The organism is Zhongshania aliphaticivorans (assembly GCF_902705855.1).
Taxonomy (GTDB): Bacteria; Pseudomonadota; Gammaproteobacteria; order Pseudomonadales; family Spongiibacteraceae; genus Spongiibacter; species Spongiibacter aliphaticivorans_B.
In genome coordinates, this window is the sequence record NZ_CACSIJ010000015.1 from 94,155 (window position 1) to 117,321 (window position 23,167).

The window sequence follows — 23,167 nt, forward strand, 5'->3', positions numbered from 1 at the left end:
AAACCTTGTGTCGGCCTTCTTAGGCTTCTACCACACCAAAGATTTCTGATTCATTCAGCACGATCAGCTCTTCGCCGTCGACTTTTACAGTGCTACCCGAGTACTGACCAAAAATGACTACGTCTCCAGTTTTTACGCCAACCGGACGCAACTCACCGTTTTCAAGCAATTTGCCTTCGCCAACCGCAAGCACTTCGCCTTGGTTTGGCTTTTCTTTAGCTGAGCCAGGTAACACAATACCGCCAGCACTAGTCTTTTCTTCTTCCTTACGACGGACAACAACGCGATCGTATAACGGACGAATTTTCATTTTTATCAATCTCCATTAAATCAATGATTTAGAATTTTTGACCGGGTAAACCGGCATCAGCCCAAACACCATAGGCTCTTACACCTGCAAGCATTTTGACCTGAAACCCCTTTCATACGGATCAGAGCGTTTTTTTGCTCCAACTGGGAAAACCAAGTGCAATCACCAAGTCACCGTGGGCTGTGCTGTAAATGGGGTTGTTGGAAGGCATTTCAAGAGCCGCCTACTAAAATTATTCTTCTTTTTTATATTCACCTTCAATAATGACCGCATCTGCGCTCTTACTGTCACTAGGCGCACCATAAACCCGCGAATCTGGCCCTGCACCAAACTCTTGGTTTGCCGACCCAAACGGGCCCGCGCCGCCGTGAAACTGATTCATTTGCACCTGCATCACACCACGTTTAATCAAGGCCGCAATCAACAAGCGGCGCAGCGGTGCGATAAGGCACACAAAGCCAATCGCATCAGTTACAAAACCTGGGGTAAGTAGCAACGCGCCACCAACCGCCAGCATCAGTCCTTCTAATATTTCAGTTGCGGGAACCTGCCCAGAATTCAAACGCTGCTGTGCGCGGGTTAAAGTATCTATCCCCTGCTGTTTTAACAAGGCCGCACCAATAACAGCCGTAGCAGCCACCATTGCTATGGTCGGAAAGGCGCCAATCACCGTACCCACTTTAATAAGCAGCCACATTTCTATAATGGGTAGACCAATAAACATCACGAATAAAAATCGCATTACAAACTCACTCAGCTCAGGCTTTCTTAAGATGTTGGGGTATTAGTGACAAATTCAAGCGCCGCACGGCCAGTATCAGTCTATGTGCAATCGCCTGTAAAAACTCCGTCACAAATCGCGACTTTGGTTTACAATTGGCAGCTGTCATCCGCAGAACATAGGAGAGTAATAGCCAAATGCGATTCCGTAGCTTATTCGCACTGCTTATGTTCTACGCAGGACTAAGCCACGCTCAAACCGCCGATAGCACCGCCGAATGTTTGCAACTGGCAAGCCAATCTGCGGCAGAATCCACCACCATTGGCGAACTCCGCACTTTTTGTAGCTCGACCCAAACGTGGACAACGACAGAACCCGAAGTATCATTGCAAGACGCCGCCGCCCGCACCCGACACAGCGGTGTGGTTGGAGAGCGCTTCGCCTTAGAACGCTTCACCATCGACAACCCATTTGTGCTCACCCCACACCGAACCAATTACATACTACCTGTGTCATATCGCGATGATATTAGTGATTACAGTGGCTTTCTTCCCGACAATAGCGCCGACGCCGACAGTATAGAGTTGGAGTTTCAGCTCAGTATTAAGGTCACTGTGTGGGAACAAATTTTTGACGATAACGGCTATCTTAGCGTCGGCTATACCAACCGCTCTTTTTGGCAGGCTTATAATAGTGCGGCGTCTGCCCCCTTTCGGGAAACCAACCACGAACCCGAGTTAATGCTGACCTTTGCAAACGACTGGGAGTGGATGGGCATACGCAATGTCGCAAACCAATTTATTTTCAACCACCAATCCAACGGCCGCGGCGAGCCACTGTCGCGGAGCTGGAACCGCATTATGTTAAATATGGTATTTGAACGAGATCGTTTTGCGATGTCATTCAAACCCTGGTATCGACTGCCTGAATCATCAAAAGATGATGACAACCCAGACATCGAAAAATACCTTGGCCATTTTGAATGGATGGGTATTTACCAGTGGCACAATAGAACCCTGAGCGTCATGCTGCGCAACAATTTACGCAGCGAGAGTAAAGGGGCTATTGAACTAGGCTGGAGCTTCCCTATTAGCTCGCGAGTAAAGGCCTACGTGAAGTACTTTAATGGCTACGGAGAGAGCCTGATTGAATACAATAACGCCATCGAAAGTATCGGTATTGGCGTACTGATCAGCGACTGGCTGTAAGCAAACCTCACTTAACGGGAATCTACATATGATCACAGCACAAGAAGCATTAACGCGATTAAAAGAAGGCAATGCCCGCTTTGTCAGCAATGTAAATAGCGATGGCGCTAGCGTCATCCACACCAAACGACCTGAGCTTGTTGAAACTCAAGCCCCTCTCGCTATTGTTCTAGGCTGCTCAGATGCCCGTGTACCGGCAGAGCTGGTCTTCGACCAGGGTTTGGGCGACTTATTTGTTATTCGCGTTGCTGGCAACATCGTCGCGCCATCTGGCATTGGTAGCGTCGAATTCGCCGCCTTAAACTTCGGCACACCGCTGGTGGTGGTACTCGGACATTCAAGCTGCGGCGCCATTTCGGCCACTGTTGACGTACTCACCGGCAATAGCAAAATCCCGTCGCAAAACCTGCACTCTATCGTGAAACGAATTCGTCCTGCGGTTGAAACCCTGCTTTGCACAGAGCTTCGTCACGATCACAAGGCATTAATTGAGCAATCAGTACGCGCCAATGTTAGAGCTTCTGTAGAACACCTCAGCAGCGGCTCATCCACGCTGGAAAATCTCATCAACGAAGGCAAACTTCTAGTCGTAGGCGCGGAGTATTCGCTAGAAACCGGCGAAGTCGACTTCTTTTATGAAGACTACTGGGAGCGCACCCGCAACCTAGAAGCAGAGAGCGACGCGAAATAAATACCTCCGTTTAATGACACTATGAACGAAGAAGCAATTCAGCAAATTTACGCAGTAATTCACGGCGTCCCTGCGGGGCGCCTGTGTAGCTACGGCAAAGTAGCTGAACTCGCTGGCCTTGCCGGCAATGCCCGCTACGTAGGCCGCCTACTCAGCCAACTCCCCAAAGACACTCGTCTGCCGTGGTTTAGAATTGTAAACAGCCAAGGCAAAATCAGCCTGCCACCGAATAGCGAAAGCTACCAACGACAATTAAATCATTTAATTGAAGAATCCAGCGCCGACGAATCCGGCCGATTATTTTGGCGGCAATGCCGCTGGCCGGAATAAAGCCCCCGCAATTTGCGCAGCGCCAAGTAAAACACCGGCTAACACACCCACAAAATGTGCCTCAACGGCGACCGGCACACCGATACGTTCAGACACTGGAAGCACCGCACTCGGAGCAAAATAATCCTGTAGTAGCTTAAGGCTAATTAGCAACAATAAGGCCGCGCCAAAAAATGATCGTCTTCGCAACATAGCTATCGCACCGGCAACAAGGATGCCGTAAAGCGCCGCCGACACGCCCAGGTAATAATTATAAGACGGTAGCAAGACGTGAATTAACAGCCCAGTCATAAGCGCACAACTCAGCAGACTCATAACAAAACTGCGTTCGGTATACACCCGAACGAGCAGAACCCTACACAGAACTAAGGCCGCAATATTAGACATTAAATGCGAGCTATTATTATGTACAAATTGGCCACTGAAAAGCCGCCACCACTGACCGCCCTCAAGCAACTCTCGTTGGTAGGACAAGTTATAAATACGGTGGAAATAATCAATAATAAATAAGAAAAAAATAAGCAGCGCTGTTGGCCAATAATGCAAACAAGCGCGTCTTATACGAGAATTAGCCTCAGCCATTTTTACCGTTTAATACCGTTTCCTCCGACCACGGCGCCACTTTAAACAACATCACCATACCTGGGATGGCGACCGCTGTGCACAGCAGGTAAAAATTAGTCCAGCCCACCGACTCAACAATAATGCCTGTAGTTGCATTGGCGAAGGTACGCGGCAATGCCGCCAATGCTGTAAACAAGGCAAACTGAGTCGCCGCATACGCCGGCATAGTTGCGCGGGCAATAAAGGCAGTGAAGGCAGCGGTGCCCAAACCTACCCCAAGGTATTCAAAAACAATCACACCTGCCAAGGCCATACGGTTTGGGCCGATTTCTGCCAAGGCCGCAAAGCCGAGAATACTCAACACTTGCACCACGCCAAATAACCACAGCGCGCGATTAATACCGAGGCGGATCATGATCACACCGCCCACCAATCCGCCGATAATCGCCGCTGTTAAGGAGGCGGTTTTAGCAATAGTGCCAATCTCAGTGAGGGTAAAGCCTAAGTCTAAATAAAATGGCGAGGACAAGGCCGTCGCCATATTGTCGCCAAGCTTGTACAAAAATAAGAACAGCAATAAATACAGGGCACTGGCCCAGCCTTTACGGTTTACGAATTCCTTGAAGGGCTCAACCACCGCCGCCCGCAGGCTCAATGGCGCAATACTGGCATCAACCGCTTCATCAATCCAAATTGTCGCCACCACCGCGATCATCATAAATCCAGCCATGACAATAAAGACCGTACTCCACGGCAAATAGTCGCCCAAAATCACACCAATAGAGCCAGGAACTAAACCGGCCAAACGGTAAGCTTGTACGTGGATTGAATTACCCAGACCAAGCTCATCATCGTGCAATAACTCACGCCGATAAGCGTCTAAAACCACATCCTGACTGGCGCTGCAAAATGCCACCGCCGCCGCACCATAGGCGACCAAGCCCACCGAAAATACCGGATCAATAAAACCTAATGCCGCAATCGAGATGATAAGACCGACCTGAGTAATCAGCATCCAGCCACGCCGCCGCCCTAAAAACGGCGGTACATAACGGTCCATCAGGGGCGCCCAAACAAATTTCCAATTGTAAGGAAAACCCACCAGCGCGAATAATCCAATTTCCGTCAGCCCCACTCCTTCACTGCGCAGCCACGCGGGAACCAACTGAATAAGAAAATACAGCGGCAGGCCGGATGCAAAACCGGTCAATACACAAATGAACATGTGGCGATTAAAAATCGCCTTATGCCAAGGCAAAGCCGATATCGGCTGGTGATCACTCATAGGGGATTCCACAATAACGATGGCTTCATTCTGGCTACCGCCAGCAAGATTGCAAGGGCTTATCAATTACTGTGAAGTAATCGCCAGCTAATCGCTAACACTTAAGCCATTAATCGCGGAAATTGGTGAACTGCAGGGGTTGGTCCAACTCTTCTGCCCGCAATATCGCCATAACCTCTTGCAGGTCATCACGCTTTTTACCTGTCACCCGTACTTGCTCGTCTTGAATTTGGCTTTGTACTTTTAGCTTGCGGTCTTTAATCAATTTAACGATTTTACGCGCCACATCTGAGGTCAAGCCGCTTTGCATCGTAACCAGCTGCTTCACCTGCTTACCTGCGCCCTTTACGTCCCCTAGCTCCATCGCCAGCGGGTCGATCTTCACCTTAACTAAGGCGGCGCGCAGCAGGTCTTCCATTTGCTGCAACTGAAACTCCGCCTCGGCGAACATGGTTACGGTCAGTGCCTCGCGCTCAAACCGCGCATCCACACCCTTAAAATCGAAGCGCGTCTCAATGACCCGACCAGCCTGATCAACGGCATTGGTAAAGACGTGTAAATCCACTTCTGAGACAATATCGAACGCTGGCATAGCCTAATTTCCTTTGTTATGTTGCGGGCGCAGTTTAGCATTAGCTGCGAAGCGACAAAATGTCTCTTAGATAAATGAAGGCAACTCTCGTGTCAAAAGCCAAGCCACCGTTCACATCAGAAAGCCCCCTGTATATTCTGGGCGCCGGCGCAATCGGCAGCCTGTGGGCAAGCTATGGCTATCAAGCGGGTGCCAATATTCGCCTTCTTCTCCGCAATCAAGCTACTGTAAACAACTACAAAAAACAGGGTGGCATTAGCCTAATACGCGCAAACCAAGCTCTGCTCAGCCCAGTACCGGCAGACTGCCCGCAAAGTATATCAAGTCCCATTCAGCACTTACTGATCACCACCAAGGCCCAGCAAACGCTGAGCGCATTAATGGCTATCAAACCCCATATTGCCGATAAGGCGGTATTAGTACTGCTACAAAACGGTCTTGGTATTGCTGAACAAATTCGGCACGAATTCCCACAGGCAACCGTACTACAAGGCTCCACTACCGAAGGCTGTTATCGCCAAACCGATTTTGAATTTGTACATGCGGGCCACGGTGACACGTTTATTGGCACTGTTAACAGTAACAACAAGACCGATCTGGCCGTCGTCGCCCAGCTCGCCGCATCACTATCCTTCCCACCCTTAATGGTAAGTGTCAGCGATAATATCGAGGCCGTGCTATGGCGTAAACTCGCCGTTAATTGTGTCATTAATCCCTTGACGGTTATTCATCGCTGCCGCAACGGTGAGCTATTAAATACGCCAGAAACCATCACTCAAATGCGGCAAATCGTCGATGAAATATTACACCTCAGTACCGCCTTGAATCGAGACCATTGGCTAGAGGACCTTCACGAGCACGTCATCAATATCGCCAAAGCCACCGCCGACAATCGCTCTTCCATGCTTCAAGACATAGAAGCAGGCCGCGAAACTGAAATCGACGCTATTAGCGGATATCTTTGCCGGCTGGCCGAAGAGCACAACATCAAGATGCCCTTAAATCAGCAACTACTACAAGACATCAAACGCATTTCAGCCACTAACTAGTTCTGATCACCACGCCCCGCCCAATTTGACAAAAACCCAACACCGCCTTAGAGTGCGCGCCAAGTAACAGGTGCCCTGCGTCACGTATTTGGTGACAAAGAGTTAAACGGGAAGTCTGGTGCGCGCCCACTCTCACGAGTGCCGCAATGCCAACGCTGCCCCCGCAACGGTAAGCACATTTCAATTTGAAAGTGCGAGCCCGGAACCGGCCTCTACTGATTCACCCGATGAAGCGGAGGGCTCCATCAGCGGTCGTATACTTGTATATAACCCCTACCCCTCCCTCATTGCTTCCTTTTATAGCTTTGAGGTTTAACCATGAACAAAACAACTCTTGCTGCTGTTAGCAGTTTTCTTACGCTGGCAACATCGCCGCTTTTTGCAGCGGATAAATCCCATATTGAAACCACCATTGTCACCGCAACCCGCACCGAGCAGTCGGTGGCAGATATTCTCGCGCCGGTTACTGTCTTTGAGCGCGCTGACATTGAGCGTATTCAACCCAACGATTTACAGGAATTACTCTCTCGTGCGGTAGGGGTCAGCTTTGTCCGCAACGGTGGCCGCGGCGCCAGCACCAGTCTATTTCTGCGCGGCAACCAGAGTAATCACACTCTAGTGATGATCGACGGGGTACGCATCGGCTCAGCGACTAACGGCGCGCCCGCACTCACCAATTTACCGCCAGAATTAATCGAACGCGTTGAAATTGTGCGCGGCTCACGCTCCAGCCTTTATGGTTCAGAGGCCATCGGCGGCGTCATCAATATTATTACCCGCAAATACCATGACACTGACGGCATACAGCCCATGCTGCAAGTCGGCGTCGGCACCCAAGGCACTCGTAAAGTGTTGGCCGCCCTCAGCGGCGGCAATGAGCAAACCCAAGCCAACATCAGTATCTTGCACGAAGAGACCGACGGGGTAGATAACACCTCTAGCAAAGCTGGGGTAGCTGGCGACGACGACGCCTTTGAACAAACGGCAATCAACGCGAGTTTCAGTCACAAAATTAATGACGCCGCCGAATTATTCGCACTTTATCAAAACAGCCAAACCAAAAGCGACTACGACAATAACTGCCGCGCCGGTGGCGTAACCTATACCTGCTCACCCTACACCGACGGCGAAGTCAGCATCGCCAATATTCGGGGTGAATTCCGCCCGCTAGAAAACTGGTTACTCACCCTTTCTGCTGGCGAGTCCAAAGACGAATCCACCATTGACTATCACTATGTCGATCCGGCGGCTGTCGGCGTCAGTGGCGACACCTTTGACACAACGCGACGCGTTTACAGCCTGCAAAATGACTGGACTATTGGTGAGCATCACGTGATTACCGCCGGCTATGAGCGCTTCCTCGACCACGTTGAAAGCAATCTTAGCTACGGCGAACAAAGCCGGGCGAACAAAGCTTACTTCGCACAGTGGCAGGCAGATTTTGGCCGCCTAAACTTTACCCTTGGCGGCCGCAATGACGACAACGAGCAATTCGGTTCCAACGACACCGGCAATGCCTCCGTGGGTTTTGATATCAGCGACGCGCTAAAAGTCATCGCCTCCTACGGTGAAGGCTTTAACGCCCCGACCTTTAATGATTTGTACTACCCCTTTTATGGTGTGCCTACCCTAGAACCTGAAACATCTGAAAACATCGAATTAGAACTGCGCGGCAATCACCAGTGGGGGAGCTGGAGCGTGGCGCGATTTGAAAACGACGTCGATAAACTCATTCAATACAACCCCGCCACCTTTGGCCCAGACCAAATTGAAGGCGCCGAAATCAAGGGCTGGGAATTCAGCGTAGCAACTGAAATCATGAACTGGAACATAGACGCCAACGTCAGCCTGCTAGACGCCACCGACGCAAACAGCGGCTTAGATTTACGTCGCCGCGCCGACAAGCAAGCCAACCTCGACGTCGGCCGCGAATGGCAGCACTGGAGTGTGAGCGGCAGCCTGCGCTTAGTGAGCAGCCGCTATGAAGACACCGCCAATAACGACGAACTCGGCGGATACGGCTTAGTCGACGGCACCGTGTCTTACCGCGTAAACGAGCAGGTAAAACTGCAGCTAGCCCTGAAAAACATCTTCGATAAAGAATATGTCAGCGCCCGCAGTTTTAGCTTTGGCGACTACCTTTCAATCGGCCGTGAAGCCATGCTAAGCATCACTTACACGCCAAAATAAAGGTATCATTCACCGCTCAGATAATCTGCGCTGTAAAACAGCGCAGATTTGACTCAGCAATCAGGAGCCACCATGACGCTTAATGACGAAGAAAAGCACCAAAAGCGAATGCAGATTAAAAAAGCCATGATCGACGAAAAGGTCGCCAAGGCCACTGAAGAGCGCGGTGTGTTAATCGTATTAAGCGGGCCAGGTAAAGGTAAATCCAGCTCCGGTTTTGGCACCATTATTCGCGCCCTGGGCCACGGCTACAAAGCAGCCGTGGTGCAGTTTATCAAAGGTACCTGGGACTGCGGCGAGCGTAATTTTATTCAAGAGCGCTGCCCAGAAGTCCCCTTTATTGTGATGGGTTCCGGATTTACCTGGGAAACCCAAAACAAAGAACAAGATCGCGAAGCTGCTCAGCAAGCATGGCAGCAGACTAAAATATTGCTGCAAGACGAATCCATTCATCTCGTCCTGCTAGATGAACTCACCTATATTTTAAAATACGGCTATATCGACGCCGAAGACGTTTACGAGGCACTGCGCAATCGCCCCCGTGAACAAAGCGTGATTATCACTGGTCGCGGTGCACCGGTGCCACTCAAAGAATTGGCCGATACGGTGTCGATGATCGACGACAAAAAACACGCTTTTCGCGGCGGCATAAAAGCGCGCAAGGGCGTGGAGTGGTAATGCGCAGTCCGCTAAAACTCATTCACGCACTACTTCTTGGCTGCGCGCTTTTATCAGCAAACGCGCATTCAGAAATCTGCGTCACTGACGATAGCGGCGCCCAACTCTGTCTACCCAAAGCCGCGCAGCGAATTATTGCGCTGTCGCCCGGCGCAACAGAATTAGTTTATGCGGCCGGTGCGGGTGACAAATTAGTTGCTGCGGTTAGTTTTAGTGACTACCCAGAGGCCGCCAAAAAACTTCCCCGTGTTGGCAGCTACAACCGCTTTGACCAAGAGGCTATTCTCGCCTTAAAGCCGGATTTACTTATTGGCTGGCTCAGTGGTAATCCACGCGAGCAGCTGTCGCAGCTGCAAGCCTTGGGCATGCCAATCTACTACAGTGAACTGCGTGCCTTTGAAGACGTTGCCAGTAGCCTTGAACGCTTCGGCATATTAGCGGGCACGGCGGATGTCGCCAACGCGGCCGCAACAACATTTCGGATCGGCGTAGACAATTTACGTGCGCGCTACAGCGATGCGGCGCCGGTGAGCGTATTTCAACAAATTTGGATCAATCCGCTGATGACCGTTAATAACGAGCACATCATTAGCGAAGCAACGCGTATTTGTGGCGGCGTAAACGTCTTTGGCGATCTGCCCAATTTAACCGCGCGCATCGACAACGAAGCCGTGCTTGCCGCCAACCCAGAAGCCATTATTGCCGGTGGCATGGGCGAAGAAAATCACGATTGGCTCAAAGACTGGCGACGTTTTAGCGGTCTGACCGCCGTGCGCCGCAATAATTTATTCTTTATTCCACCATCAACTATTCAGCGCCCTACGCCGCGCCTACTACAGGGCACGACCATGCTCTGCGAACATCTGGACACCGCCCGTGGCCGGCGTTAAAACCAATTCTACCGCTGGCGCACTGCCGCGTTTTTTAACGCCGCTGCTGGTGTTATTTATCTTAACGCTAGGCGCCTTAACGCTGGCCATTACCACCGGCAGCGTACACATTTCTAATCAAGAACTTTGGCAAGTTATCACTGGCGGTGGCGAACCACTGCACCGCACACTGGTTTTTGAATTACGTTTGCCCCGCGCCTTATCTGCCTTTGCCGCTGGCGGCTTGCTTGCCGTTGCCGGCGCCTTAATGCAAGTGTTGCTACGCAATCCCTTAGCCGATCCCTATGTGCTGGGTTTGTCTGGCGGCGCGGCGGTTGGTGCATTACTCGCCATGCTCAGTGGCTTGAGCGCAGCGATGGTATCTGGCTCCGCCTTTATCGGCGCCATGATCTCAGCCGTTACCGTGTTCGGGCTTGCCCACGGCACGGGCAGTTGGACCCCCACCCGCTTATTGCTCACCGGCGTGGTGATCGCCTCCGGTTGGGGTGCAGCGATTACCTTTATGTTGGCGGTCAGCCCCAGCGACCAACTACCCGGCATGCTCTACTGGCTTATGGGCGACCTCGCCTACGCCCGCTCACCATGGATGGCTCTTACAGTCTTGGCAATTATTTCAGTCCTTATGTTGCCGCTGGGCCGTAGTTTAAATGTGCTGGCTCGCGGCCAAATGCAAGCCTCCGCCTTGGGCGTATCAGTTCGGCCGTTAGAATGGACGATTTATATCTCGGCCAGCTTGCTAACCGCCTTTGCCGTGACCACCGCCGGCAGCATTGGCTTTGTCGGTTTAATTGTTCCCCATATGTTGCGGCTGGTATTGGGTAACGACCAACGTCTAATTCTGCCCGCTGCCGCATTAGCTGGCGGTGCGCTACTCACGTTAGCCGACACCTTGGCCCGTACCTTAATCGCGCCGGAACAATTACCTGCCGGGGTCATTACCGCGCTGATTGGCGTGCCTAGTTTCTTATATTTATTACACCGGAGTCGCTGAGTATGCTGGCCGCGACTGATCTCGTCATTGATATTCCCGAGCGTAAAAGTGGCACGCCGCTGTCCTTTGAAGTTAAAGCCGGAGAAATCTGGGGCATACTCGGCCCCAATGGCGCAGGCAAAACCACCTTGCTACACACCCTCGCGGGGCTTAAAAAGCCGCGCGCTGGTTCGGTGAATTTAAACAAAGATAATATTCAACAATTGCGCCGCAAGCAGGTCGCTCAACAACTCGCCGTGGTGTTTCAAAACAATGGCGAAGGCTTTCCCGCCACGGTATTAGAAACCGCCATGATTGGCCGCCATCCCTTTATTTCACCGTGGGATATTGAAACCGCAGACGATCTCGCCATTGCCCGCAACGCGCTACAAAGATTAGAACTCAGCGATTTAGAACAACGCCTTGTCAGCACCTTGTCCGGCGGCGAGCGCCAACGGCTGGCCATCGCCACCGCACTTTGCCAAAGCCCCAAGCTATGGCTGGCAGACGAACCCAGCAACCACCTAGACTTGAAGCATCAAGTTCAAATTATGGGCCTGCTGGCCGAACAAGCCGATGCGGGATGCGGTGTTGTCCTCTGCCTTCACGATTTAAATTTAGCCGCGCATTGGTGCGACAAAATTCTTCTGCTTTACCCCAACGGCGACGCCTGCTGGGGAGACGCCGAGGCGATGCTTACCGTCACCGCACTCGAACGTCTCTACGACCAAGAACTCAGTATGATCACCAGCGAAGGCCAAACTTATTTTATGCCCGTCAGCAGCAGGAACGCCCGCCGTGACTAAATCCAATATCGACGATTTACGCTACAGCGCAGCAGATCGCGATACCGTCTATCGAGTGATGGCCGAGCGTCGCGACATGCGTCATTTCAGCGGTGGGCAGGTAGATGAATCCACCTTAAAGAAATTGCTGTCGGCCGCTCACCTCGCCCCCAGTGTTGGCTTTATGCAGCCCTGGCGGTTTATCCGTATTCGCAAAACCGAGCTGCGCGAAAATATTTATCAGCTAATCCAAGACGAAAGAATTAAAACCGCGCAAGCACTTAATGAGCGCGAAGATGAGTTCATGCGCTTAAAAGTTGAAGGCGTCCGGGACTGCGCCGAGCTGCTGATTGTCTGTTTAATGGATGGCCGCGAGAAGCATATTTTTGGTCGCCGCACATTGCCCGAAATGGATCTCGCCTCCGCCTCCTGCGCCATTCAAAACCTGTGGTTGGCCACCCGCGCTGAGGGGCTTGGCATGGGCTGGGTATCGCTATTCGATCCAGATTCATTACAAAGTTTGCTCAATATGCCCGAAGGCAGCCGCGCCATTGCCGTGCTATGCCTTGGCCCAGTTGAAGAGTTTTACCCTCGCCCCATGCTGGAAACCGAACACTGGGCCGAGCGCCAAAATATCGACGAATTGATAATGCAAGATGGGTGGCTGGATTAGGTCTGATGTCGGACGCGGTGGCTGCAGAACGCTGGACGGGAGACGCTAAAACTAGTCGGACGTCAGGCGTCTGATGTCGGACGTAAGTGGATCGGCCGCGATATATTGCTGCCCCTCAAACGGCCTCCGACCAGTGTTTTAAGCGTTTACCGTCTAGCGTAAAGCATTCTCGGAAGACCGGAGATGCTAAACAGAAAACGCTAATTAGCTCGTCCGACTTCCGACACCAGACGCCCGACGTCTAACGCCCAACGTCCGACTAATTAAATGAAGTGATACAACCATGACCCTAACATTAATGATTCAAGGCACCACCTCAGACGCCGGTAAAAGTGTCACCGTTGCCGGTCTTTGCCGAGTATTTAAACGTCGCGGTCTGAGTGTGGCACCGTTTAAACCACAGAATATGGCGCTGAACAGTGCCGTCACGCCAGAGGGCGGCGAGATCGGTCGCGCCCAAGCCGTGCAGGCGCAAGCCTGTGGTTTACTGCCCCACATCGACATGAATCCTGTACTACTCAAACCCAATAGCGACACCGGCGCGCAGGTTATTATTCACGGCAAAGCCTTGAGCAATATGGAGGCGCAGGATTATCACAACTATAAAAAACGCGCCATGGGTGCGGTATTAGAATCACACCAGCGACTCAGTGAACAATACGATGTGATTGTAGTTGAAGGCGCAGGCAGCCCTGCAGAAATAAATTTACGCGCCAACGACATTGCCAATATGGGCTTTGCCGAAGCGGTGGATTGCCCAGTTGTAATTGTCGCGGATATTGATCGCGGCGGCGTATTTGCGCATCTGGTCGGCACACTCGATTTACTTTCAGAAACTGAACAAGCCCGAGTTAAAGGTTTTATCATCAATCGCTTTCGCGGCGATATCGCCCTGCTGCAACCGGGGCTCGACTGGCTAGAAGAACGCACCGGCAAAAAAGTCATTGGCGTGGTGCCCTATATTCATGACCTCCACCTAGAAGCCGAAGACGCCATCGACAAGCGCCAGCAGGTTTCTGAAAGCGCCATTAAAGTGGTCGTGCCAGTACTAACCCGCATTAGTAACCACACTGACTTTGACGTGCTGCGTTTACATCCCCAAGTAGATCTGTGTTTTGTCGGCAAAGGCGAGGCGATCCCTCCCTGCGACTTGATCATTATTCCCGGCAGCAAAAGCACCCGCCGCGACCTCGACTATTTACGCAGCAATAACTGGGACGTCGACATCAGCAAACACCTTCGCTACGGCGGAAAAGTGCTCGGTATTTGTGGCGGCTTCCAAATGCTGGGCAAGGCCGTTCACGATCCAGACGGCATTGAAGGCGACGCCGGCTCAACTACGGGCTTAGGTTTTCTCGACATGGAAACCACCCTCGGCAGAGATAAGACCTTACGCAGAGTGAGCGGACAACTCATCGGCAGCGGTGCCAAAATCAGCGGCTACGAAATACACGCCGGCATCAGCTCCGGCCCCGCCCTAGACAATGCCTTCGCAGATTTAAACAGCCATCGCGATGGCTGCCGCAGCGACGACGGTCAAATTATCGGCAGCTATTTACACGGTCTGTTTGATGAAAGTGAAACCCGCAACGAATTACTAAGCTGGGCGGGCGCTAACGAGGTTGAAGACCTCGACTACGCCGGCATTATTGAAAGCAATATTGACCGCTTGGCTGACTACCTTGAAACGCATTTGGATATTGATGCCTTATTAGCACCATGAAAGATAAGTACTACCCAAACAAACCAACAAGCACTTCCCGCCCCTGGGGAATATGATCAGCAAAGCTGCAAAAGCCGTGAATTTGACCCGCTGCACAGCGATACTCAACAGTGCTACCGGCTGCTTTTAATCTGTCTGCGTACAACTTTCCCTCGTCGCAAAGGGGATCATATTCCGCCGTCACAATCACCGCCGGCGGTAAGCTGCTAACATCCGCCGCGAGTAGATCCACATAAGGCGTTGATGCCGTCGCTTTATCACCGAGATAATGCTGCCAAAACCATTGCATTTGCTCACGGCCTAAAAAATATCCCTCGGCAAATTTATGGTGTGATTCGGTATCGCATCCCGGTGAGGTTACGGGATATATCAAAATTTGCTTTTGAATTGTCGGGCCTTTCCGATCTCGGGCCAGCAGGCACAAAACCGCAGCGAGATTGCCGCCCGCACTATCACCACATACTGATATCGCGTTCGAATTGACACCTAATGTACCGGCCTCTTGATGCAGCCATAACAAGGCGCGGTATGCGTCTTCTGGCGCTGCAGGAAAACGAGCTTCTGGCGCCAGCCGGTAATCCACTGACACCACGACTGAGCCACTGGCGTTACATAATGTTCTGCACATGCCATCGTGGGTATCGAGGTCACACGCGACGAAACCGCCGCCATGAAAAAACAGTATCGCCGGTGATCCGCCGTCAACTTCCTCATAACCTTGAGGATAATATATTCGCGCTGGCAGGGGATCACTGCTACCTACTTCATTATCTTGCGCAACAAGCGGTATTACAGTGTCGACCACTTTCAATACTGCTTCTATATTTTCAGGCAGTGGCATGGTGCGATCGCGCATCATCTCGGGAGTGAGATCCGCAATCGCAACGCTCGGCTGGCTGTTCATAAACTCTAATAAGGCTTTCACTTCTGGGGCTAGCATCGTTGCTCCTTTATTATTTCTCTTATAACAAGCACCACATTACTTAATCGCAGATTACTTGCTCAAAAGCCGGATTACGCTCATTGACCAATCCATCTGCCTTAGCAGTGTAAGCTGGCTTAAAATCAGGATGAGTAAATATCCAAAATGCCTTGCGCTCTATCGCATCAAACACCATGTCGGCCACATCACTCGGCGCCATACCCTCGTTAATACCCTGACGTAAAAAATCATTTAGTTGTTCGGCATTATGTTGAGCAGAATCTCCGCCATCAATGGCGTCCATAATATTACTCGCAACCTGCGCAGGGCAGAGTACCGACACGCCAATATCCGAGCCCATCGCCTGCAAATCATAAAGTAGGGTTTCAGACAGGGACACCAGCGCATGCTTGCTCGCGCTATACGGGCCCATCATTGGCGAACTTAGCAAACCAGCCAAAGACGAGGTATTCACAATATGAGCAGGCGATGCTTGCTCTAACATACGCGGTACAAATTCCTGTATGCCATAAACAGTGCCCATCAAATTTACATTTATCACTTTCTGCCAATCGGCGACACTACACTGCCAGCTCACACCATTAATCATAATACCCGCATTATTAAACAAGGCATTCACAGCGCCGTATTTACTGTAGGCCAAATCAGCAAGTGCTTTTACTTGCGCCGGATCAGCCACATCACAGACCATAATGTGATGTTCAATATTGCGTTGCTGTAAATCCTGACTCAAGGATTCTAGTCGCGACAGACTAATATCCGCAGCAATAATACGCATATTTCTGGCCGCGCAAGCATTCACAATACCCAAGCCAATCCCACTTGCCGCGCCCGTGATAAGCGCAACTTGCTGTTCTATTATTTTCATTTAACTTCCCCACCACTACTGTACCAAGCGACTTTCCGTGGGCTAAATTTGCAGCTATTCAGCCGAAATATCATCGTCAAGATGGACTAGTACAAAACAGTAAGATAACGCTATGCTGGAATCCTAATCTGCAATCGCAGCATAACAATAATGACAATACACCCACCGGACGAGCGCCCATGGCACATGACCACATCGCCGCATTTAGCTTAAAGACGTTTAGTGAGCTATTAGAAAGCATTTACCATGGACTGGACGAGGCACCACTGTGGCAGGGCTTTCTAAATCAGCTGCGCAATGAAATGGATGCCAGTATCTGTTTTCTTATTTTGCGTACCCCGAACCCCGGCGACGCTGGCTTACTACTCAGCGACGGCCTGCCATCACCCATCTCGGACACGCCCAACAATGTTTATAGCGATGGCCTCTATGCCCTAGACCCCTTTGTAAACCTACCTGCGGGCAAGGTGGTGTCACTAGAGGAGTTTTTACCTGCAACGCAGCTATTAAATAGTGAGTTTTATCAGCGCTGCATGAAGCCCTTTGATTTACTCCATATTCTTGGCGTAGATATGCAACTGGCCAACGGGCTTCGAGCAAGTTTGCGCATTACCCGCAGCCCCAACGCATCGTCATTCACCCCCCAAGATAAGGAAAAAATTGCCTTAATACTTCCTCATCTGGAACGCGCCATCCCCTTGTATGCCCGCCTCCAGCAAATGGAAACCGAAAGAACCCTGCTTGACCGTACCGTCTCGCAATTATCATTGGGGACTATCATCCTAGATGACAACCGCCACCTAATGCACTGCAATGCGATTGCTGACCGCATTCTCGCGGAGAAAAATGGCATTAGCAGTAAAGATCGGCAATTACTGATCACCCAAGGCAGCGAAGCCAGCCACTTTCGGCAATTAATAAACAACGCCATCGACGCTCATCGCCACAGCAAGCCTCACATTGTGCAAGCCATGGCGATCACCCGCAGCGCTGGTCACTTGCCGCTTAATATTGTGGTGCGCTCTATGCCGCAAATCAGTCAAATGGACGGCCAAACGGTGCCATCTGTTGCGGTATTTATTAGCGACCCCGAATATAAATCACAGACCTCCGCAGAAGTACTAGGTCAGCTCTACGGCTTAACACCGGCGGAGTCACGGCTAGCAATGGCGCTAGCCGATGGCCAAAGTTTAGAAGACGCCAGTAATAGTTTACATATTAGCCGCAACACCGCCCGCGCTCATCTGCGCGCCATTTTTGCTAAAACCGGCGTTACCCAGCAAACCATGTTGGTCAGCTTATTATTAAAGAGTGTAGCGGCGTTTATAGCCAACCCCCGCTGACAAAAAATCTCTCCTATTTTCTCTGCATAGTTTATCTGGACGATTTAAGCCCAACCAAAGCCGCATAGGATAAAACCCATAGCGCAACATGCGCGGCAATATTAGCCATACAGGGTGCAGTCCACATGAACAATAAAAATCAACACCGCTACGTGATTATTGGCGCAGGTATGGCCGGCATTTTAGCCGCCATCAAGTTGCGTGAAGCAGGCAAACACAATGTTCGCATTTACGAAAAAGCCGATCGTATCGGCGGCACTTGGCGCGATAACAGCTACCCCGGTTTAACATGTGATGTGCCCTCGCACTCATACACCTACTCCTTTGAACCCAATCCTGAATGGAGCCGCCATCTACCACCAGGGGCAGAAGTGCAGGCCTATTTTGAGTCTGTGGTTGCCAAGTATCAGCTTGAGGAAATTATTTCTTTTAATGAAGAAATTACCGACTGTAAGTTTATTAATGGGCAATGGCAGATCACAACCTCGTGCGGCAATAGCGATTACGCTGACTTTGTTATTGCCGCTACCGGCGTATTACACCACCCGCGCATACCCAATATAAAAGGTATGAGTAGCTTTAAAGGTAAGCTATTTCACAGCGCCCGCTGGGATCATTCAGTAGAACTAGATAATCAGCGCATCGCCGTCATTGGCACTGGCTCAACCGGTGTACAAATTGTTACTGCCCTCTCAGATCGGACGGCTCACTTATGCCATTACCAACGCACCCCGCAATGGATAATGCCCGTGGTCAATGCCGAATTCAGCGAAGCTGAAAAAGCGGTTTTTCGCAACGACCCCGCTGCATTAAAGCGTATCCAAAATGACCCCGAGCTAGAAGCGAACATTGAGCGCTTCTCGGTCGCGATCACCGAACCCGACTCCATAGCCATGCACGAAATTGAAAATATTGTGGCACAAAACTTAGAGCAATCAGTGACCGACCCAGACTTACGGGAACGCCTACGTCCGCAGTATCGCGCGGCCTGTAAGCGGCTCATTTACTCAGAAGAGTTTTACCATGCAGCACAAAGTCCCAATGTGGAAATTATAGTAGAGGGTGTCGACTCTATCGAAGAAAGTGGCATACGTAGCGCCGACGGCACCCTGCGAGAATTCGATATTATTGTACTCGCCACTGGATTTGAAGCTGACCGCTTTATGCGGCCCATGACAATCACCGGCGAGAACGAAACAACGCTTGAGCAAGCCTGGGCCAAGCGACCCAGCGCCTATATGTCGGTGTCTATTCCCCAATTCCCCAATCTCTTTATGCTGAATGGCCCCAATGGACCAGTGGGAAATTTTTCACTTATCGAAATTGCCGAGCAGCAGTGGAATTACATTAGCCAGCTTATGGCGCCAATCGAAAACGGCGAATACAAAAAAGTAAGCGCCAAGCAATCTGCGCTGGATGAGTTTGATAAAGCCAGAGTCGCCGCCGCCAAAAAATCTATTTTTGGCTCCGGCTGCCAAAGCTGGTACTTAGATTCACAAGGCATACCCGCCACCTGGCCGTGGACCCGCGCTCAGTTTAAAGAAGCCATGCAGACACCAAAATTTTCTTCATATGATTTTAGTTGAATTTATAAATTGGCATTTTTTACCAACAATAAAACCGTGAGAATTCAAGCATGAGAAATGTTGCCCTTATTACCGGCGCTTGTTCCGGAATCGGATTCGCCACAGTCACCACCTTACTCGCCAGTGGCGCCACCGTTATCGCCTGCGATATCAATTCACCCTCAGCCGCCATTGCTAAACAATGGGAATCTGAAGGCGTGCATTTTCTTCACCTCAATGTCGAAAATGAAAACGCCATTCGGACAGCAGTAAATCAACTTGCTGACGAGTTTGCCGGAATAGACTCACTGGTAAATTGCGCAGGCATTAGTGGCTGGGGTGGCGTCAACGAAGTCGACTTAAGCCAGTGGCAAAAAGTGTTAAACATCAATCTCACCGGCACCATGTTGATGTGCAAATATGTGCTGCCAATCATGCTCGCACAAGGTGCGGGTAGCATCATTAACGTTGCAAGTATCTTCGGCCTAGAGGCCTGCGACAATAATGTTGCTTATAACGTATCGAAGGGCGGCATTATTCAACTTACCCGCAGCATTACTGCGGACTACGCCAGCCAGGGTATTCGCTGCAATAGTGTTGCTCCCGGCCTCATCGAAACCGCCATGACCAAGGACATCGCCCTAGACCCGCAACTACACGAAAAATTTATTAGCTGGCATTTGCAAGGCCGGGCGGGTCGCGCCGACGAAGTGGCCAATGTGATCGGCTTTCTTGCGTCAAGCGCGGCGTCTTTTGTAAATGGCCAAACCATTGCCGTTGACGGCGGCTTTAGTGCTGGTCGCAAATTCGCTCCACATCCCATGTGAGTGCTTTGGGCTGTCGCTTGCGGCAGCCCCTTTTTCAATTTTTTTCACTGCAGCGCAAGATCCCATCGCGAATAGTCCAAGTCAACGATGCCCACGGTGATTTCTCATGGCATAAATAGTGTTATGAAAAATGCTGCCTAAGCTATCTAGCTTTGAGTCTCATTTTGCTGCAGTAAAAATAAATAATAACGTTTTATTTGGAGTGAATTATGTCGTCATTTAGATCCTACGCAATGTCTGCCAGCACGCTGCTTTTAGCGATAACCGTGGTCAACACCAGCTACGCAGAGCAATCTGCCAATGGTTTAACACTAGAAGAAGTGGTGGTCACCGCGCAGAAAAAATCTGAATCCTTACAAGATGCCCCCATTTCTCTGCTCGCCTTCGACAGCGAGAAATTAGAAAAACTCGGCATCAGCGACGTCGGCGACATTCAAAGCGCCGTGCCAAACTTATCCACAGCGCCACACCCCACCAATCGCAACTCACTCACCGCCTTTATTCGCGGCGTCGGTAATGCTGATTTGCAAATCACTAAAGACCCCGCTGTCGGCGTGTATTTAGATGGCGTATATCTTGGCCGCTCTGCCGGTCTCACCGCCGACATTGCCGATGTACAAGCGATTGAAGTATTGCGTGGCCCGCAAGGCACACTTTACGGGCGCAACACCACCGGCGGTGCCATTGCTATTCGCAGCGCGCAACCCGATGAAGAATTCAGCCTTAAACAAAAACTGAGCAAGGGTAATCGCGGCTACTGGCGCACACTGACCCAAGCAAACCTTCCAGTAAGCGACACATTGATGTTACGTGCCGCGTTTAGCCGCAGCGCCGAAGATGGCAGGGTAGAAAACGCTGGTGCAGGTAAAGATTTTGGTGAACAACAAAAGCAGGCAATGCGTATTGCCGCTCGCTGGTTAGCCAACGACGATTTAGCGCTGGATTACGCCTACGACCAATCTGAGATTAACGGCGGCCAGCTCGCCTACCAGCTAACTCGCATTACCAATGCCAATGGCGCTGGCTTTACACCGTTTGCCCGCGAAACACGCCAATCCACTTTATCCGTCAATAATTTAGAAAGTAGCAGCGACGATGTTAGCGGCCACAGCCTGACCGCGACGTGGTTTGTTAATGATGAACTCACCATTAAATCGATTACCGCGTATCGCGAACTCGATGAATTTGCCTACCAAGATTATTCTGCCAGCGCTCACCACTTTAGCGGAGGAACATTCCCATCACTGGTCGCTAGTGGCGCCGAAATTCTCGACACTCGCACCGACAAAGTGCAAGACCAAATATCTCAAGAGATTCAGTTCTTGGGCACCCTAGCTGACGGCAAAATCGACTATGTTGGCGGCCTATATTATTTCAAAGAAGAAGGTAGCGAAGACCAACTCGCGTCACTCAATTTGCTTGCGCTAGGGGGATTTCCTCAAATAGCCGAAGAGTATTATGAAATAGACGCCAGCGCTGAGTCCCTCGCGGCCTTCTCGCAACTGGAATACACCCCAGAGATCCTGGAGCAGCGCCTGCACTTAACACTTGGCATGCGCTATACCAGCGACAAACGCGACGCGACTAAATACGATAATTTATATAACAATCTAAACGGCGCGACGGTAAGCGGCGATCAAACCTCCAGTAAATTCACCCCCAGCCTTACCGTTGCCTACGATATCAGCGATGACATCAACGCCTATGCCAAGATTGCCACCGCCTATCGTGCGGGCGGTTTTAATATTCGCGGCACCGAGGCGCGCTTTGCTGACGGTTTTGAGCCCGAGGAATTGCTAGCTTACGAAATTGGCAGCAAAGCAGAACTGCTGAATCGCCGAGTAAGACTTAACCTCGCCGCCTTCTGGTATGAATACACCGACTTGCAGGTAGACCAAAGCGATCCAGTGAACATTATTGCCACCGACACCTTCAATGCCGGTGAAGCAAAAATGTCTGGGGCAGAAATGGACTTGACCGCGCTCCTAAGCCGAGATTTACAGCTGAATATTAGCTACGGCTATCTCGATGCCAGTTACGAGTCTTTCATTCAATACGGGCAGGAAGTATCAAATACCAAAAATGTGCCCTCGGCCCCTCAACACAGCTATAACATCAGCTTAGATTACGCTCGCCCCCTCTCCGTGGGTGAACTCAATGCCGCGATACATTACAGCTGGGAAGATGAATACTACTTCAGCACCCAAGGTATCGCCCGTAAAGACGACGTTGGCCTGCTAGGCGCGACACTCGGCGTCAGTAATATCGCCATTGGTGACAGTGAACTTAGTGTGCAGCTGTGGGGCCGAAACCTAGAAAACAAAACCTACGCCGCCCACGAAATCGACTGGGCAGCCAGCGGCTTTGTCACCACTATTTTTGGTGAACCACGCAGCTACGGCATCGATCTGACCTTATCGTTCTAAGTCAACGAATACCCTTAAGTAGCCAGACTAATACTGGCTACTTAAGGGTCACAATCCACACCAATCCCAGCAGTCTTTTCTAAAAACTCTTTCCATCAACATGCTGGCTATTCAAGGCGCGAGAATCTACCCCAGACAGGCAATTCACATTTATCGCGACCGTCTGCGTGCCATCCGGCATTTTTCCGTAGGCAAAACTTTCGACACCACAGGTTTTACAAAAGAGATGACGTATCGCTTTATTGTTGAAGAGGTACTCCGTCAAATGTCCTTCGCCGGATTTCAATTGAAAATTATCCACTGACGTAAATGCCAACACAAAGCCCATGCGCTGACACCGGGAGCAGTTGCAGGTAATCGTACTCTCAATATCAACGTCAACTTCGTAACTAACTGCGCCGCACTGGCACGCACCGTCAAAATGCATTACTGACATCAGACGCCCTCCTCGATTAAAAGACTCTCATGTAATCCGCAATTTATCGTGAAGCCCACCCCGCAGCAACGGCGATTTACCACCTCACTAGATCGCCTAA

General features: G+C 50.8%; 23 protein-coding genes and 1 riboswitch. Of the genes, 15 read left to right on the top strand and 8 right to left on the bottom strand.

Annotated elements, in window-relative coordinates:
* Positions 1-19 precede the first annotated feature (19 nt).
* Both GVJ32_RS14550 and GVJ32_RS14555 read right to left on the bottom strand, forming a co-directional pair.
* Positions 20-310: a co-chaperone GroES gene (locus GVJ32_RS14550; protein ID WP_159240813.1), complete on the bottom strand. Its 291-nt coding sequence runs from the start codon at positions 308-310 to the stop codon at positions 20-22.
* A 232-nt stretch (positions 311-542) separates the two neighbouring features.
* The gene (locus GVJ32_RS14555) at positions 543-1,052 is read right to left on the bottom strand and encodes an FxsA family protein (RefSeq protein ID WP_159240814.1); all 510 of its coding nucleotides are present in this window, start codon (positions 1,050-1,052) and stop codon (positions 543-545) included.
* A gap of 176 nt (positions 1,053-1,228) precedes the next feature.
* Here GVJ32_RS14555 and GVJ32_RS14560 point away from each other — a divergent pair, with 176 nt between their 5' ends.
* From GVJ32_RS14560 to GVJ32_RS14570, 3 genes are read left to right on the top strand one after another with little or no spacing between them, the layout of a single operon-like run.
* The gene (locus GVJ32_RS14560; protein ID WP_159240815.1) at positions 1,229-2,239 is read left to right on the top strand and encodes a phospholipase A; all 1,011 of its coding nucleotides are present in this window, start codon (positions 1,229-1,231) and stop codon (positions 2,237-2,239) included.
* 28 nt (positions 2,240-2,267) lie between these two features.
* Positions 2,268-2,930: a carbonic anhydrase gene (locus GVJ32_RS14565; protein ID WP_159240816.1), complete on the top strand. Its 663-nt coding sequence runs from the start codon at positions 2,268-2,270 to the stop codon at positions 2,928-2,930.
* Between the two features lie 21 nt (positions 2,931-2,951).
* Complete coding sequence (locus GVJ32_RS14570) at positions 2,952-3,260, top strand: MGMT family protein (protein WP_159240817.1); 309 nt, start codon at positions 2,952-2,954, stop codon at positions 3,258-3,260.
* Here the strand turns inward: GVJ32_RS14570 and rrtA are convergent.
* From rrtA to GVJ32_RS14585, 3 genes are all read right to left on the bottom strand, one after another.
* The gene (gene rrtA / locus GVJ32_RS14575) at positions 3,228-3,842 is read right to left on the bottom strand and encodes a rhombosortase (protein WP_159240818.1); all 615 of its coding nucleotides are present in this window, start codon (positions 3,840-3,842) and stop codon (positions 3,228-3,230) included. The genes GVJ32_RS14570 and rrtA overlap by 33 nt on opposite strands.
* Positions 3,835-5,109, bottom strand: a complete 1,275-nt coding sequence (locus GVJ32_RS14580; RefSeq protein WP_159240819.1) for an AmpG family muropeptide MFS transporter — start codon at positions 5,107-5,109, stop codon at positions 3,835-3,837. The genes rrtA and GVJ32_RS14580 overlap by 8 nt, the downstream gene beginning before the upstream one ends.
* Positions 5,110-5,218: 109 nt before the next feature.
* The gene (locus GVJ32_RS14585) at positions 5,219-5,701 is read right to left on the bottom strand and encodes a YajQ family cyclic di-GMP-binding protein (RefSeq protein WP_159240820.1); all 483 of its coding nucleotides are present in this window, start codon (positions 5,699-5,701) and stop codon (positions 5,219-5,221) included.
* 89 nt (positions 5,702-5,790) lie between these two features.
* On the opposite strand from GVJ32_RS14585, the gene GVJ32_RS14590 reads away from it, so the two are divergent.
* From GVJ32_RS14590 to GVJ32_RS14625, 8 genes are all read left to right on the top strand, one after another.
* Complete coding sequence (locus GVJ32_RS14590; RefSeq protein ID WP_159240821.1) at positions 5,791-6,750, top strand: ketopantoate reductase family protein; 960 nt, start codon at positions 5,791-5,793, stop codon at positions 6,748-6,750.
* Between the two features lie 53 nt (positions 6,751-6,803).
* Positions 6,804-6,978, top strand: a riboswitch (cobalamin riboswitch).
* A gap of 90 nt (positions 6,979-7,068) precedes the next feature.
* The gene (locus GVJ32_RS14595) at positions 7,069-8,940 is read left to right on the top strand and encodes a TonB-dependent receptor domain-containing protein (RefSeq protein WP_159240822.1); all 1,872 of its coding nucleotides are present in this window, start codon (positions 7,069-7,071) and stop codon (positions 8,938-8,940) included.
* Positions 8,941-9,012: 72 nt separating this feature from the next.
* A complete protein-coding gene (gene cobO / locus GVJ32_RS14600) occupies positions 9,013-9,618 on the top strand; it encodes a cob(I)yrinic acid a,c-diamide adenosyltransferase (RefSeq protein WP_159240823.1) in 606 nt (201 codons plus the stop codon).
* Positions 9,618-10,508, top strand: a complete 891-nt coding sequence (locus tag GVJ32_RS14605) for a cobalamin-binding protein (RefSeq protein WP_159240824.1) — start codon at positions 9,618-9,620, stop codon at positions 10,506-10,508. Before cobO ends, GVJ32_RS14605 begins: the two co-directional genes overlap by 1 nt.
* Positions 10,495-11,499: a FecCD family ABC transporter permease gene (locus GVJ32_RS14610; RefSeq protein WP_200841435.1), complete on the top strand. Its 1,005-nt coding sequence runs from the start codon at positions 10,495-10,497 to the stop codon at positions 11,497-11,499. The genes GVJ32_RS14605 and GVJ32_RS14610 overlap by 14 nt, the downstream gene beginning before the upstream one ends.
* A gap of 2 nt (positions 11,500-11,501) precedes the next feature.
* The gene (locus tag GVJ32_RS14615; protein WP_200841436.1) at positions 11,502-12,284 is read left to right on the top strand and encodes an ABC transporter ATP-binding protein; all 783 of its coding nucleotides are present in this window, start codon (positions 11,502-11,504) and stop codon (positions 12,282-12,284) included.
* Positions 12,277-12,936, top strand: coding sequence for a 5,6-dimethylbenzimidazole synthase (bluB, locus tag GVJ32_RS14620; protein WP_235035162.1), 660 nt, complete (start codon positions 12,277-12,279; stop codon positions 12,934-12,936). Before GVJ32_RS14615 ends, bluB begins: the two co-directional genes overlap by 8 nt.
* Positions 12,937-13,219: 283 nt before the next feature.
* Positions 13,220-14,659: a cobyric acid synthase gene (locus GVJ32_RS14625; RefSeq protein ID WP_159240825.1), complete on the top strand. Its 1,440-nt coding sequence runs from the start codon at positions 13,220-13,222 to the stop codon at positions 14,657-14,659.
* A 10-nt stretch (positions 14,660-14,669) separates the two neighbouring features.
* Here the strand turns inward: GVJ32_RS14625 and GVJ32_RS14630 are convergent, their stop codons facing one another.
* Positions 14,670-15,599: an alpha/beta hydrolase gene (locus GVJ32_RS14630; RefSeq protein WP_159240826.1), complete on the bottom strand. Its 930-nt coding sequence runs from the start codon at positions 15,597-15,599 to the stop codon at positions 14,670-14,672.
* 43 nt (positions 15,600-15,642) lie between these two features.
* On the bottom strand, positions 15,643-16,470 hold the full coding sequence (locus GVJ32_RS14635; RefSeq protein ID WP_159240827.1) for an SDR family NAD(P)-dependent oxidoreductase: 828 nt from the start codon (positions 16,468-16,470) through the stop codon (positions 15,643-15,645).
* 179 nt (positions 16,471-16,649) lie between these two features.
* Between GVJ32_RS14635 and GVJ32_RS14640 the strand changes: the two genes are divergently transcribed.
* From GVJ32_RS14640 to GVJ32_RS14655, 4 genes are all read left to right on the top strand, one after another.
* On the top strand, positions 16,650-17,813 hold the full coding sequence (locus GVJ32_RS14640) for a helix-turn-helix transcriptional regulator (RefSeq protein WP_159240828.1): 1,164 nt from the start codon (positions 16,650-16,652) through the stop codon (positions 17,811-17,813).
* A gap of 125 nt (positions 17,814-17,938) precedes the next feature.
* The gene (locus GVJ32_RS14645; RefSeq protein ID WP_159240829.1) at positions 17,939-19,399 is read left to right on the top strand and encodes a flavin-containing monooxygenase; all 1,461 of its coding nucleotides are present in this window, start codon (positions 17,939-17,941) and stop codon (positions 19,397-19,399) included.
* 50 nt (positions 19,400-19,449) lie between these two features.
* Entirely contained in the window at positions 19,450-20,205 is a 756-nt protein-coding gene (locus GVJ32_RS14650) for an SDR family NAD(P)-dependent oxidoreductase (protein WP_159240830.1), read from the top strand.
* A 209-nt stretch (positions 20,206-20,414) separates the two neighbouring features.
* On the top strand, positions 20,415-22,631 hold the full coding sequence (locus GVJ32_RS14655) for a TonB-dependent receptor (protein ID WP_159240831.1): 2,217 nt from the start codon (positions 20,415-20,417) through the stop codon (positions 22,629-22,631).
* 79 nt (positions 22,632-22,710) lie between these two features.
* Here GVJ32_RS14655 and GVJ32_RS14660 read toward each other — a convergent pair whose 3' ends face one another.
* Positions 22,711-23,067 carry a GFA family protein gene (locus tag GVJ32_RS14660; protein ID WP_159240832.1) on the bottom strand — a complete coding sequence of 119 codons (357 nt, stop codon included), beginning with the start codon at positions 23,065-23,067 and terminating at the stop codon, positions 22,711-22,713.
* Between the last annotated feature and the right edge of the window lie 100 nt (positions 23,068-23,167).

What these genes read in the sequence shown, in the direction of transcription:
- GVJ32_RS14550 (WP_159240813.1), bottom strand. Translation starts at nt 310, where the DNA reads ATGAAAATTCGTCCGTTATACGATCGCGTTGTTGTCCGTCGTAAGGAA.
- GVJ32_RS14555 (WP_159240814.1), bottom strand. Translation starts at nt 1,052, where the DNA reads ATGCGATTTTTATTCGTGATGTTTATTGGTCTACCCATTATAGAAATG.
- GVJ32_RS14560 (WP_159240815.1), top strand. Translation starts at nt 1,229, where the DNA reads ATGCGATTCCGTAGCTTATTCGCACTGCTTATGTTCTACGCAGGACTA.
- GVJ32_RS14565 (WP_159240816.1), top strand. Translation starts at nt 2,268, where the DNA reads ATGATCACAGCACAAGAAGCATTAACGCGATTAAAAGAAGGCAATGCC.
- GVJ32_RS14570 (WP_159240817.1), top strand. Translation starts at nt 2,952, where the DNA reads ATGAACGAAGAAGCAATTCAGCAAATTTACGCAGTAATTCACGGCGTC.
- rrtA (WP_159240818.1), bottom strand. Translation starts at nt 3,842, where the DNA reads ATGGCTGAGGCTAATTCTCGTATAAGACGCGCTTGTTTGCATTATTGG.
- GVJ32_RS14580 (WP_159240819.1), bottom strand. Translation starts at nt 5,109, where the DNA reads ATGAGTGATCACCAGCCGATATCGGCTTTGCCTTGGCATAAGGCGATT.
- GVJ32_RS14585 (WP_159240820.1), bottom strand. Translation starts at nt 5,701, where the DNA reads ATGCCAGCGTTCGATATTGTCTCAGAAGTGGATTTACACGTCTTTACC.
- GVJ32_RS14595 (WP_159240822.1), top strand. Translation starts at nt 7,069, where the DNA reads ATGAACAAAACAACTCTTGCTGCTGTTAGCAGTTTTCTTACGCTGGCA.
- cobO (WP_159240823.1), top strand. Translation starts at nt 9,013, where the DNA reads ATGACGCTTAATGACGAAGAAAAGCACCAAAAGCGAATGCAGATTAAA.
- GVJ32_RS14605 (WP_159240824.1), top strand. Translation starts at nt 9,618, where the DNA reads ATGCGCAGTCCGCTAAAACTCATTCACGCACTACTTCTTGGCTGCGCG.
- GVJ32_RS14615 (WP_200841436.1), top strand. Translation starts at nt 11,502, where the DNA reads ATGCTGGCCGCGACTGATCTCGTCATTGATATTCCCGAGCGTAAAAGT.
- GVJ32_RS14625 (WP_159240825.1), top strand. Translation starts at nt 13,220, where the DNA reads ATGACCCTAACATTAATGATTCAAGGCACCACCTCAGACGCCGGTAAA.
- GVJ32_RS14630 (WP_159240826.1), bottom strand. Translation starts at nt 15,599, where the DNA reads ATGCTAGCCCCAGAAGTGAAAGCCTTATTAGAGTTTATGAACAGCCAG.
- GVJ32_RS14635 (WP_159240827.1), bottom strand. Translation starts at nt 16,470, where the DNA reads ATGAAAATAATAGAACAGCAAGTTGCGCTTATCACGGGCGCGGCAAGT.
- GVJ32_RS14640 (WP_159240828.1), top strand. Translation starts at nt 16,650, where the DNA reads ATGGCACATGACCACATCGCCGCATTTAGCTTAAAGACGTTTAGTGAG.
- GVJ32_RS14645 (WP_159240829.1), top strand. Translation starts at nt 17,939, where the DNA reads ATGAACAATAAAAATCAACACCGCTACGTGATTATTGGCGCAGGTATG.
- GVJ32_RS14650 (WP_159240830.1), top strand. Translation starts at nt 19,450, where the DNA reads ATGAGAAATGTTGCCCTTATTACCGGCGCTTGTTCCGGAATCGGATTC.
- GVJ32_RS14655 (WP_159240831.1), top strand. Translation starts at nt 20,415, where the DNA reads ATGTCGTCATTTAGATCCTACGCAATGTCTGCCAGCACGCTGCTTTTA.
- GVJ32_RS14660 (WP_159240832.1), bottom strand. Translation starts at nt 23,067, where the DNA reads ATGTCAGTAATGCATTTTGACGGTGCGTGCCAGTGCGGCGCAGTTAGT.